This is a genomic window from Oerskovia sp. NPDC060287 (genome assembly GCF_042726775.1).
Lineage (GTDB): Bacteria > Actinomycetota > Actinomycetes > Actinomycetales > Cellulomonadaceae > Oerskovia > Oerskovia merdavium.
Map to the genome: position 1 here is coordinate 1 of NZ_JBHXBO010000136.1, position 11,550 is coordinate 11,550.

General features: G+C 73.0%; 9 protein-coding genes. 4 read left to right on the top strand and 5 right to left on the bottom strand.

Annotated features, from left to right (window positions below; translation table 11 throughout):
- Positions 1 to 140: 140 nt before the first annotated feature.
- The 3 genes from ACFWFR_RS12730 to ACFWFR_RS12740 all read right to left on the bottom strand — a co-directional run bounded on the left by ACFWFR_RS12730 (position 141) and on the right by ACFWFR_RS12740 (position 5,904).
- Positions 141 to 2,201: a cellulase family glycosylhydrolase gene (locus tag ACFWFR_RS12730; RefSeq protein ID WP_377623203.1), complete on the bottom strand. Its 2,061-nt coding sequence runs from the start codon at positions 2,199 to 2,201 to the stop codon at positions 141 to 143.
- A gap of 89 nt (positions 2,202 to 2,290) precedes the next feature.
- Entirely contained in the window at positions 2,291 to 4,579 is a 2,289-nt protein-coding gene (locus ACFWFR_RS12735) for a glycoside hydrolase family 6 protein (protein ID WP_377623204.1), read from the bottom strand.
- A 164-nt stretch (positions 4,580 to 4,743) separates the two neighbouring features.
- Complete coding sequence (locus ACFWFR_RS12740; RefSeq protein WP_377623205.1) at positions 4,744 to 5,904, bottom strand: LacI family DNA-binding transcriptional regulator; 1,161 nt, start codon at positions 5,902 to 5,904, stop codon at positions 4,744 to 4,746.
- Positions 5,905 to 6,004: 100 nt separating this feature from the next.
- Here ACFWFR_RS12740 and ACFWFR_RS12745 point away from each other — a divergent pair, with 100 nt between their 5' ends.
- Positions 6,005 to 8,311, top strand: a complete 2,307-nt coding sequence (locus ACFWFR_RS12745; RefSeq protein WP_377623206.1) for a substrate-binding domain-containing protein — start codon at positions 6,005 to 6,007, stop codon at positions 8,309 to 8,311.
- 20 nt (positions 8,312 to 8,331) lie between these two features.
- Here the strand turns inward: ACFWFR_RS12745 and ACFWFR_RS12750 are convergent, their stop codons facing one another.
- Positions 8,332 to 8,772 carry a hypothetical protein gene (locus tag ACFWFR_RS12750; RefSeq protein WP_377623207.1) on the bottom strand — a complete coding sequence of 147 codons (441 nt, stop codon included), beginning with the start codon at positions 8,770 to 8,772 and terminating at the stop codon, positions 8,332 to 8,334.
- A 223-nt stretch (positions 8,773 to 8,995) separates the two neighbouring features.
- Between ACFWFR_RS12750 and ACFWFR_RS12755 the strand changes: the two genes are divergently transcribed.
- Positions 8,996 to 9,952, top strand: a complete 957-nt coding sequence (locus ACFWFR_RS12755) for a phosphoribosylaminoimidazolesuccinocarboxamide synthase (RefSeq protein ID WP_191805594.1) — start codon at positions 8,996 to 8,998, stop codon at positions 9,950 to 9,952.
- On the opposite strand, the gene ACFWFR_RS12760 is transcribed toward ACFWFR_RS12755, so the two are convergent.
- Positions 9,919 to 10,281: an HNH endonuclease signature motif containing protein gene (locus ACFWFR_RS12760; protein ID WP_377623208.1), complete on the bottom strand. Its 363-nt coding sequence runs from the start codon at positions 10,279 to 10,281 to the stop codon at positions 9,919 to 9,921. The two genes, ACFWFR_RS12755 and ACFWFR_RS12760, sit on opposite strands and share 34 nt — an antisense overlap.
- Before the next feature lie 107 nt (positions 10,282 to 10,388).
- Between ACFWFR_RS12760 and ACFWFR_RS12765 the strand changes: the two genes are divergently transcribed.
- Both ACFWFR_RS12765 and ACFWFR_RS12770 read left to right on the top strand, forming a co-directional pair.
- A complete protein-coding gene (locus ACFWFR_RS12765) occupies positions 10,389 to 10,787 on the top strand; it encodes a PadR family transcriptional regulator (RefSeq protein WP_377623209.1) in 399 nt (132 codons plus the stop codon).
- Positions 10,784 to 11,416, top strand: coding sequence for a hypothetical protein (locus tag ACFWFR_RS12770; RefSeq protein WP_377623210.1), 633 nt, complete (start codon positions 10,784 to 10,786; stop codon positions 11,414 to 11,416). Before ACFWFR_RS12765 ends, ACFWFR_RS12770 begins: the two co-directional genes overlap by 4 nt.
- The last annotated feature ends 134 nt before the right edge of the window (positions 11,417 to 11,550 follow it).

The window sequence follows — 11,550 nt, forward strand, 5'->3', positions numbered from 1 at the left end:
GGCCAGGTCGATGGGGTGCGTCTCGGCCGACGGTCGCCGACGCACCCGGTCAGGAGGTCGATAGGCCTTCCCTGCGAGCGTGATGCTCGTCCGGGTGCCGCCCGTGCCGAGCCCGGGGGCGAGACCGAGCCCGACGCGTGTCAGGCGCTCGTGCAGGGCCGTCCGTCGAGCGCGAAGCCCGTGGGGGCCGCCCCGGTGCCGTTCGCGTTGAAGCCGAGCTCGACGCTCGCGCCCGGGGACAGGGTCGCGTTCCACGGTGCGTTGACGACCGTGACGGCAGTGCCCGACTGGCTGAACGTGCCCGACCAGCCGTTCGTGACCTGCTGACCCGGCGGCAGGGTGAAGGTCAGCGTCCACCCGTTGCGGGTCGTCGAGCTCGTGCTGGTGACCTTGAGCGTCCCCGTGTAGCCCGTGCTCCAGCCGTTCGCGGAGAACGTCACGACGCACTGTCCCGTGGGGGTCACGGGACCGGCAGACGTGGTCACGGTCCGCGCGCCCGACGCGGGGGAGACGTTGCCCGCCGCGTCACGCGCCCGCACCGTGAACGAGTACGTGGTCGCGGCCGACAGTCCCGTCAGGGTGGCGGTCGGAGTGCTCGTCGTGGCGACCTTCGTGGCCCCCGTGGCGTCGTTCCGGTAGACGTCGTAGGCGGTCACGGCCCGGTCGTCGGTCGAGGCGGCCCAGGTGAGCGTCACGCCCGACGACGTCACGTCGGTCGCGCTCGGGGTCCCCGGCACGGTCGGTGCCTGGGTGTCCGGGACGGGCGTGGTGCCGCCGTCGCCGTACAGGTCGCCGAGCGACCGTCCCGTCGTCGAACCGGCCCCGCCGAGCGGCACCTGGTGGTCGAGCGAGACGAACTTCCCGCCCTCCTTCCACAGGGAGGGCTCGAGCAGGTCGTACTTGGCCTCGTCCCACGTGGTCCAGTCGTGGTTGAGCAGCCCGCCCGTGTCGCCCGAGTTCGGGTTGATGCACCAGAACGTGTGGCTGATCCGGTAGTCGACCATCATGTCGCGCAGCGCGCGCATCCACTTCTCGTTCTTGCCGCCGTCCAGGAAGCCGCCCCACTCGCCCACGAGCAGCGGCGCGGTCTCCTGCTTCCACAGGTACAGCCAGTTCGGGTCCCACACCTCGGCCTCGAGCGTGGCGCGGTCCCAGTCGTCGCCCTCGAACCAGGGCTGCGGCGAGACGAGCGGCCCGTAGTCGTGCGGCGAGTAGACGAGCTGGTCCTGGTGCGCCCCCAGGTCGACCGGGTGGTCGGCCGCGCCGCGCAGGTTGCCGCCCCACCACGTGTTGTGGAAGTCGTCGAGCCCGCGGTCGGCCCAGGTCTTGCCGGCCTTCGGGTAGACCTGGACACCCTCGACGAGGATCAGCAGGTGCGGGTTGATCGCGAGGATCCGTGCGGCGGCCTGCTCGGCGATGTAGCGCCAGTTGTCGGCGTCGCTCGACCCGTCCCACTTGGCGCGCAGGGTCTCGGACTGCGAGCCGTGCGGCTCGTTCTTGAGGTCGGCCGCGACGATCGTGTCGTCGTCCGCGTACTCCTGGGCGAACCACTCCCAGCCCGCGTAGAAGTCCTCGACGGTGAATCCCCCGTGGGTCCACAGGGGATAGACGTGGCCGGAGTTGTCGGCCGTGGCGCTGTGGAGGTCGATCATGACCTTGAGCCCGTACTTCTCGCACAGCGAGAGCCAGTGGTCGAAGATCTCCTTGTTGTCCATGCCCACGAGCTCGGGGTTCACGTACGTGTTGACGTTGGGCGACGCGACGGTCTCGCCGTCCTTCCACTCGAGCAGCAGCTCGGTCGAGACGGGCACGCGCACGATGTTGATGCCCCGCTCGGCCATCGAGCGGGTGATCGCCTCGAGGTTGCCGGACCACAGGCCGTGGAAGACGCGCTCGCTCGCGTTGAAGCCGAACCAGTTCGCGCCGGTCAGCCAGACCTCGTTGCCCGCCGCGTCGACGATGGTCGAGCCGTCGGTGTGCAGCCAGTCGTCGGCCGGGACGCCGGCGAGGGACACGTCCGCGGCCGTGGCCGGGACGAGCGACGCCGAGGCGGGCGTCGAGGAGGGGGCGAGCGACGTCGTCGGGCCGGAGTGGGCTGCGGCGGACGGCAGCGCGCTCGCGACCAGGACGGCGCCCACCGCGATCGCGGCGTACGCGGCCCTGCGCCGGGGGCGGGAGATCGGATCCTGCAGAGGACTCATGGAAAAGCTCCTGGAAGAAGGACCGGGCTGCCTGGGGCCGCGAGGTGCGGGCCCGGGCAGCCCGGTCGGGTGCTGTCGGTCAGGTCAGGTCAGGCGACGGTGCAGGCCTGGCCGTTGAGGGTGAAGACGGCCGGCACGCCGTTCGTGCCGCTGTGGCTCGCGTTGAAGCCGACCTCGGCCGACCCGCCCGGCGCGAGGTTCGCGTTCCAGGAGAGCCCGGTCACCGTGACGTTCGCGCCGGTCTGGGTGAACTGGCCCGACCACGAGTTGGTGATCGTCTGGCCCGACGGGAACGTGAAGGCCAGGCTCCAGCCGTTGACCGTGCTGGTCGAGGTGTTCGTGACCTTGATGGTGCCCGTGAAGCCCGAGCCCCAGCTGTTGGCCGTGTAAGCGACCGTGCACGAGCCCGGGGGCGGGACGACGACCGTCGTGGTCGTCGCGCTCACCGCGGCCGAGGCCGCCGAGAGGTTGCCCGCGGTGTCCTTGGCCCGGACCGTGTACGAGTACGCGGTGCCGGCCGTCAGGCCCGTGTCGGTGAACGACGTGCCGGTCGGGGTGCCGACCTGCGAGCCGTTGCGGTAGACCACGTAGCCGGCCACGCCGACGTCGTCGGTCGACGCGTTCCACGAGAGCGGGACGGTGCTCGCGGTGGTCGTGCCCGCGGCCAGCCCCGTGGGGGTCGACGGCGGCTGGTCCGTCTGGCCCGCCGCGGTCGTGACCGACCGGGCGGTCGACGCGGCCGAGACGTTGCCCGCCGCGTCGCGCGCCGTGACCGTGAACGAGTACGTGGTCGAGGGGTTCAGGCCCGTCGCCGTGAAGCTCGTCGAGGTCGACGTGCCGACCTGCACGCCGTTGCGGTAGACGGTGTAGCCCGTCACCCCGACCGCGTCGGTCGAGGCCGTCCACGAGAGCGCGACCGAGGTGGCCGTGGGCGTGTCCGCGGTCAGGCCCGTCGGGGCCGTGGGCGCCGTCACGTCGCCGGGCGTCGTGCCGCCACCGTCGATGACCGGGTAGGCGTTCTCGACGAGCATCTCGAACTGCGCGTCGAACCACTGGCCCGCGAGCGGGGCCCCGCCCAGCGCGCCCGTCAGCTGGTTGGAGAGCTTGGGCGAGACGAACGTCGGGTCGCACATGCGGTCGAACCGCTTGCCCTGGTCGTTCGGGATGTCCGTCGATGCGCCGTCGGACTCGCCCGGAGGCTTGACCCACACGAACGCGTGCAGGTGCGACTCGGGGTATCCCGCGGGCGTGGCCTGCGGACGCTCACCGATGCCGGCACCGGCCGGGTTGCACCACGCGCCGCGGTGGATGCGCTTGTCGACCCGGGACTCGTCGACGTAGGTGTTGTGGTTCGTCGACGTGCTGACCGCGGTCGGCCGGGCGTCGCCGCCCCACCCGTTGCGCGAGGTGTCGATGAGCATGCCGATCGAGGCCGGGAAGCCCTCGGCGACCAGGAGGTCGTAGAGGTGCGCGGTCCAGTCGGTCTCGTCGAAGTCGGCGTTCCACTCGTAGAAGCTGGACGACCGGATGGGCGTGCCGCCGATCTGGATGTCCTCGAGGAACGGCTCGGCCAGCGGCGTCGAGTTCGCGGTGTTGGTCACGAATCCCGTGACCGAGGCGAATCCCGCGTTCGTCGACCTCACGACGTCGGCGAAGAGCTTGGCGGCGGGGCCCGAGTTGCTCGGCCAGCCCAGCCAGCCCGCGTGCGCGGCGTCGATGTAGGAGTAGACGTTGCCGACCGTGTAGAGCTCGTCGAGCGCGTACTTCACGCCTGCGCGGTAGTACGGCGCGGACTGCTGGCAGTCGGGCGTGCTGATGTTGGTGATGAGGTTGGGCAGCGAGTCGGGCTCGATCGTCGCGGCGATGCGCAGCGAGTCGTACTTGGGGTCGTCGAGGATGTCGACGATCGGGTCGATGTACTCGTTCTTGTAGCGCACGAGCCCGGCGTCGGTGGCGGGCAGCTCGCCGTTCGACGCGAGCGCGTAGCAGTCACGACCGGGCAGGTCGTAGATGACCAGGTTGAACACGATCGGCACGCCCGCGTCCTTCTGGGCGAGCGCCTCGTCCAGGTGGAAGCGCAGGCCGGGGCCGTCGGCGTTGCCCTCGATCGCGCTGATGCGGTCCATCCAGACGGCCGTGGGCTCGCCCGAGATCGCCTGCATCTTCGCGGCGAGGTCGCCGCCCGCCCGCGTCGCGGCCGCCTCGACCGAGTCCGACCAGTACGGGTTCACGTACTGGGTCGCCCCGGAGTACGGGTTCGCGACCCGCGGCTCGGCCGCTGCGGCAGGGACCTGCGCGAGTGCGAGGGGAGCGGCGACGAGCGCCGCGGCGGCCATGGCTGTCGCGCCCTTGCGCAGCCGATGGTGGGTTGGTGACACGAGATCCTCCTGGGGTTCGTCCTGGGGCCGGACGGCACCGGCCGGCCCGTGCCGCGGAGTGCGGCGCCGAGCGCAACGTGTCACGGACCGGGTGAGGTCGGCAGGTCGTGAAACGTTTAGGTGGACAACCCCGTTCACCCGCTCGACGGGTCCGGGGGCCCTGGTCAGCGCGGGGGAGAGGTGGTGCCGCGCACGACGAGCCGTCCGCCGGGGACCGCGGGCAGGGGCTCGGGATGCGAGGTCGTGGTCCCCGGCGCGGCGTCGGGGCCGGCGTCGGGGCCGGCCTCGGGGCCGGGCGGGGTCCCGTCGGACCGGCCGAGGGCGCGGAGCACCTGACGCCCGGCCTCCTGCCCCAGCTCCCGGTCGGGCCGCCCGACGGCCGTCACGGGTGGGGTCGACAGTCGCAGCACCGGGGAGTCGCGGCCCGCGACGACCGACAGGTCCCACGGGACGGCGAGACCCGCACGTCGCGCGACGTCGAGGACGACCAGGGCGCCCTGGTCGTCCGAGGTGACGATCGCCGTCGGGCGCTCCGGGGACGCGAGCAGCCGGCGCGCGGTCGCCGCGACGTCCGCGAGCGTCGTGCACGACTCGACGACCGCGACCCCGCCCCGGCGGACGACCTCCGCGCTCACGGCCTCCGCGGCGCCGCGCCCCGACCGGAGGTCCGCCGCGGACGCGAGCACCGCGACGCGCCGGTGCCCGAGGTCCGAGACGTAGCGGCCGACCTTGGTGTCGGCCGAGGGATCCAGGGCCACGGCCCGCGGCTCGTGCCCCGGGGGCGCCGGCGACACGGGTGCTGACTGGTCGCGCGGGTCGCGGACGGGCGCGACGTGGTCGACCAGGACCGCCGCCGCGCCCAGGCGTGCGACGACCGCGAGCCGTGGGTCCTCGTGACGGACCCCCGTGAGGACCACAGCGTCGTATCGCTGCTCGGCCCACCAGTCTGCGATCGCGCCCGCCGCCGCGGCCGTGGAGCCCAGCAGGTGGACGGCCAGCGAGAGGTGCCCGTCGAGGACGTCCCGGAGACCGTCCGAGAGCTCGAGGTCCGTGGCCGTCGACGCGATCCCGACCGCGTCGCGCACCAGGACGAGCGCGACCGATCCGGCCGCGCCGCGCAGCGTCCTGGCGGCCACGCTCGGCCGCCACCCGAGCTCCTCGGCGACCTGGAGAACCCGGCGCCGCGTGCGGTCGGAGACCCCCGGTCGACCGTTGAGGGCGTAGGAGACGACGGCGATCGACACCCCGGCCGCGCGGGCGACGTCGGTGATGGTCGTGCGCCTACCGGTAGCAATCGGGCGTTCCGGACGTAAGAATGTGGCCACGGTCACACAGCATGCCCCCAGTCAGGGCGTGGTGCACGATCGGACGGGCTCGACGGCGAGCCCGCCAGGGGGGAATCCGGTACACGACGGGGTGATCGCCATGGTCGATGTCACGACCCACCGACGGAACCTCACGATCGGTGTGCTCTCACCGGTCGTGGGGGGCTTCTACTTCGGCAAGGTCCTCGCGGGGATCGCGCGCGGCCTGCGCGCGGGCGGGCACCGCGTGGTCGCGGTCCAGACCTATCCCGCGGACCTCGACCGGGACGAGTTCCCCGACCAGCCCCCGCACCGTCCGATCGTGGGGCTCGACGCGATGGACGGGGTCATCGTGGTCACGTCCGCCGTCGAGCACGACGTCCTGCGGACGCTCGACCGGTCGGGAAGGCCCCTGGTCGTGATCAGCGAGACGGTCGACGCCCTCGGAGCGCCCCTGGTCACCCCCGACAACGCGGGCGGGGTGCGTGCCGCCGTCGAGCACCTCCTCCAGCACGGTCACCAGCGGATCGGGTTCCTCGGCAACCCGCGCCAGCACGACCTGGCCGAACGGCACGCCGCGTACGAGGCCGCGCTGCGCAGCCACGGGATCGAGCCGCGGCCCGAGTGGGTCTACCGGACCCGCGACAACCAGGAGGCCGCGGGGGCGGCAGCCGCCCGGACCGCGCTCGACGAAGGGCTCGACACGACCGCGACCATCGCAGGGACGGACCGCAACGCGGTCGGCTTCCTGCGGGCTCTGACCGACGCGGGGCTCGTGCTGCCCCGCGACCAGGCGCTCATCGGGTTCGACCACTCGGACGGCGGCGCTCGTGCGCGGCCACGGCTCTCGTCCGTCGACCCGCACCACGACCGCGTCGGCGAGCTCGCTGCCGAGCTCCTGCTCGCACGCATCCACGGCGACCGCGTCGGTCCGGGCCAGCACCTCGCCGAGGCGACCCTCGTCTGCCGCGAGTCCTGCGGGTGCGTCGACGGCACGCGGACCGACCTGCTCGTCGACGGCGTGCCGCGGATCGCCGGTGCGGGCGAGGGGGACTCCGCGGCGGCGCGCCTCGGGGCCGTGGCACGCGCCGTGCTCGACGACGCCGTGGTCCTGCGCGCGAGGCCGCGCCCGGGTCCCTCGGGGGCGGCCGGTGCGGGGGAGAGCGCGGTCGGCGGGTGGGTGCGCGCCGTCGTCGGGATGATGACCGACGCCGCCACCGACGCGACGACGCCCACGTCGCACTCCTACCGGGCCCTCGCCGACCGGACCGCGGTGCTGCGCCCGGTCCCCGAGGCCCTCGAACAGCTCGTGCCGGCCGTGCGCGCCCTGGAGGCCGAGCTCCTCGGCGGCCTCAGGCGCCGTGGGCCGGCGGGGCCGCTCGGGGTCGCGGTCGGTGGCGCGGCGCGCGGCCGTCCGCAGGAGCGCTCCCGAGCGCTCGGCGACGTGACGACCGAGATCCTCGTCGCGCTCTCGAAAGGGTGCACGCACGGGCTCCTCGTCCGCTCGGGTCACCTCGAACGAGCCATGGTCGACCAGTACGAGCTCGACCTCGAGCTCATGCACGCCGACAGCGCGTCGCTGCGTCATCTCGAGTGGTTGCCGCGAGGGCAGGCCGGTCCGGCGGCGATCGCGCTGTGGGTTCCGCCGGGCGGTGGGGCCGCGGGCGGCGTGCTCGAGGTCGCGGGCGTCCGGGGCAGCGCCGCCGGGCAACGGCTCGTCGGCCACCGGTACGCCCCGGCGGAGTTCCCGCCCCGGGCGCTGCTGAGCGCCAACGCCCTCTCGTTCGTCATCCCGGTCGCGTTCGACGTGAGCGACTGGGGGTACCTCGTGATCGGGGGACCGGTCGACACCCGGGCGACGAGCGCGCGCGAGAAGTACAACCACTGGGCGGCCATGCTCGCGGTCGCGCTCGACCAGGAGCACCACCTCGCGGCGCTGCGCGCGCAGCGTACCGAGCTCGAGGAGGCGGCGCGGCGAGAGCGGCGCCTGGCTGAGGAGATCAGCGCGAGCGAGGAACGCTACGCCCTCGCCTCGGTCGCCGCGTACGACGCGACGTGGGACTGGGACGTCGCGACCGGCACGGTCTACTTCTCGCCGTCCTGGCGCGCCATGCTCGGCCTGCCCGACGACGACGTCAAGACCGCCGACCCCGACGAGTGGCTCGACCGGGTCCACCCCGAGGACCTGCAGGCGGTCCAGGTCGCGCTCGCGGCCCAGCTCGGCGGAGCGGGCGGGTCGCTCGACCTCGAGCACCGCCTGCGGTCCGCCGACGGACGCTACCTGCGCGTGGCCTGCCGTGCCGTGACGGTGAGCGACGGTGCGGGCTGTCCGACGCGCATGGTCGGGGTCATGACGGACCGGTCCGACGAGCGTCGGGAGGCCGCGCTCCGAGGGGTCTTCCTGCCCGATCCCTCGCGGCCCCTGTGACCCGGCTATCCCTTCGGCCACTAGGGTGCAGCGACGATGAAGTACCTTTCCGCCAGGTCGCAGGCGTCAGGGACGACGGTGGTCGGCCCCGGCTCGGGCATCCCTTCGTCGCCCCCGCCGCCCAGCGAGATCTCCTCGCCCGGGACGACCTCGTCCCTCGTCGCCGGGTCTCTCGGGTTGGTCGTCGTCAGGGTCGAACCGTCCCAGGCGACCGCACCCGCGGGAAAGACCGGAAGATACCTCGCCGAATCAGCGTCGACGTACAGGCAGCCGTCCTCTTCCACAAGAGTGCCCTCGAGCTGAGCCGCGTCACCTCCGGGCTCCGACGGGAGCCAGTACGCGAACGGCACCGGCACGGTCGGGGTGGGAAGCGGATCGAGGCGCGGCTGGCCCATGCCGGCGCAGGCCGTGAGCCCGAGCATGCCGACGAGAACCCCACCGAGCAAGCGCTTCGGTCTCATGCGACCTCGACCCCCATCCATCGCGCTGGGCTCGTTCGCTCCAGGTCTCGAGCGGCATCTGCCCTGAAGCCGTTGCCAGGACCCTACCTGGGCAGATCACGACAGCCCGGCGGCATCGCGGCGAGCAGAGCTGCCGATCCGTGCGCGTCAGCAGCCGACGGACCGGAGCCTCGCCATCCGGACGCCCTGAACGACGCCCGTGCCGGATGAGAGACTAGGCGCCGTGACTGACTCGCGCGACGCCCTCGACACGGCCCACCTCGACCTGCCGGGGTGGCGGCACGTCTACTCGGGGAAGGTCCGCGACCTCTACGAGCCGGACCTCGCGCAGCTCGGCGGGGCGCACCCGCTCGGCGACGTCGTCCTGGTCGTCGCGAGCGACCGCGTGAGCGCGTTCGACCACGTCCTGTCCCCGGGGATCCCCGACAAGGGCGTCGTCCTGACCCAGCTCAGCCTGTGGTGGTTCGACAAGCTCGCCGACCTCGTCCCCAACCACGTCGTGAGCACCGAGGCCAGCGCCATGCCCGGTGACGGCCTGGTGCCGGACGTCGTCGCCGGTCGCGCCATGATCTGCCGCCGCCTCGAGATGTTCCCTGTCGAGTGCGTGGCCCGTGGCTACCTCACCGGTTCCGGCCTGGTCGAGTACCGCGTGGACCGTACGGTGTGCGGAGTTCCTCTGCCCGAGGGGCTCGTCGACGGCTCGCGCCTGCCGGAGGCGATCTTCACGCCCGCCGCCAAGGCCGAGGTCGGGGAGCACGACGAGAACGTGTCGTTCGAGGTCGTCGCCCAGACGGTCGGGCTCGAGGCGGCGACCCGCCTGCGCGACCTGACGCTCGCGGTCTACTCGCGCGCCGAGGAGATCGCGCGCGAGCGCGGCGTGATCCTCGCCGACACCAAGTTCGAGTTCGGCGTGGACCCCGTCACGGGCGCGACCGTGCTCGGAGACGAGGTGCTGACGCCCGACTCGTCGCGCTTCTGGCCCGCTGACCAGTGGCAGCCGGGGCGCTCGCAGCCGAGCTTCGACAAGCAGTACGTCCGCGACTGGCTCGCCTCCGACGCCTCGGGCTGGGACCGCGCGTCCGACGCCACGCCGCCGTCGCTGCCCGCCGACGTCGTCGAGCGCACGCGCGACCGCTACCTCGAGGCCTACGAGCGGATCACGGGCGACTCCCTGTTCTGAGCGACCCCGAGGCGCTCGCGGACGTAGCGGTGCCCCGTCGGTGACGTCCAGCGGACGGTGCCGTCGGCCGCGAGCTCAGGACGCCAGCCGTGCCGCGCCCGGACCACGTGGTGGTGTCGGCAGAGCGAGATGAGCTCGTCGGGGCCCACGTCCGTCGCCTCCTGGGTCGCGCCCGGTCCCGGCGGCGACGGGCGCCTGACGTGGTCGAGGTCGCAGCGGAACGCGGGCACGGCGCACCCCGGGAACGTGCACGTGCGGTCGCGCGAGAGGACGGCGGCGATCACCTGGACCCCTGGCCCAGGGCGGGCTCCGAGCAGCGATTCGAACATGTGTTCGATCGTAGCGTCGGGGTCCGACAGTGACCCACGGGGCCGCAGGGTCGTCCAGCCGGGCGCGGCGTCTTGCCCCATGGGTCGTCGCGCGATATATATCGACCATGACTCCCGCCGTGAGTGGTCCGCCTGGCGCCAAGCCGTTCCGCATGACCGAGCAGGCGTACCTGATCCTGCTCTCGCTCACTCCCGAGCCGCTCCACGGCTACGCCGTCATCCAGGCGGTCGCCGAGCTCTCCGACGGGGCCACCGCCCTCGGAGCCGGCACCCTGTACGGCAACCTCGACCGGCTCTCGGGCGCGGGGCTCGTCGAACCCTCGGGCGAGGAGGTGGTCGACGGTCGCCTGCGGCGCTACTACCGGATCACCGACGACGGCCGTCGCGCGGCCGAGCAGGAGACGGCTCGGCTCCGCGAGCTCGCTGCCAGGGCGCAGCAGGCCCTCGACGGGCGCGGCACGGCAGCACGCCCGACGTCGGGCAGGCTCGCCGGAGGGCTGGTGTGACGCGCCGCCGCGACCTGACGGTCGACGAGCGCTTCGAGCGGTCGGCGCGCTTCTGGGCGCGTGCCTACCCGCGCCGCTGGCGCGAGGTCCACGGCGACGAGCTGCTCGCCGTCCAGCAGGACGTGGCCCGAGCGGCCGCGGAGGCGACCGGCGCACCCGCGCCCGACCGGCTGAGCACCGACGAGATCCGCAGCCTGCTGCGTGCGGGGTGGGGTCTGCGGTGGCGCGAGCGCCCGCCGCTGTGGCGGTGGGTGCTGTACCGGCTCGGCATGCGGCTGCCCGCGAGGTACTGGTGGTGGGTCGCGGACGACATCCGGGGAGCGTTCTACTCGGTGCGGGACACGACCTGGACGCTGGTCCTGGGCTACGGCACGATGCTCATGGTGATCGCCGGATACGCGCTGATCGCTGGTGAACCGGTCGCCGCATACTGGCCCGCATTCTTCGCGTCGGGGTTCTTCTGGGCCTTCGTGGCCGTTCTCGTGCTCCTCTCCGGGACGGTGTTCCGCGAGTCCCGCACGCGTACCGCCTGGTACCGGCACGTCGTCTACGGCAACGTCCCCGAGCCGATGCGGCTCATGACCGCGTCTTCGGCGGACCAGGTGCGGGACGAACGAGACCCCACCTGACCCCACCTGACCCCGCCTGACCCCGCCTGACGTCCGGCTCCGCGAGGCCGCACGGTCCTCCTGAGGTGGGCTCCGTCGTCGGGCCGGGGGATTCCTGCGGTCGAGCACGAGGTTGCGGTCGTTCTGGCGCCCAG

Coding starts and splice junctions, on each gene's coding strand:
- ACFWFR_RS12730 (WP_377623203.1), bottom strand. CDS start 2,201: ATGAGTCCTCTGCAGGATCCGATCTCCCGCCCCCGGCGCAGGGCCGCG.
- ACFWFR_RS12745 (WP_377623206.1), top strand. CDS start 6,005: ATGGTCGATGTCACGACCCACCGACGGAACCTCACGATCGGTGTGCTC.
- ACFWFR_RS12750 (WP_377623207.1), bottom strand. CDS start 8,772: ATGAGACCGAAGCGCTTGCTCGGTGGGGTTCTCGTCGGCATGCTCGGG.
- ACFWFR_RS12760 (WP_377623208.1), bottom strand. CDS start 10,281: ATGTTCGAATCGCTGCTCGGAGCCCGCCCTGGGCCAGGGGTCCAGGTG.
- ACFWFR_RS12765 (WP_377623209.1), top strand. CDS start 10,389: ATGACTCCCGCCGTGAGTGGTCCGCCTGGCGCCAAGCCGTTCCGCATG.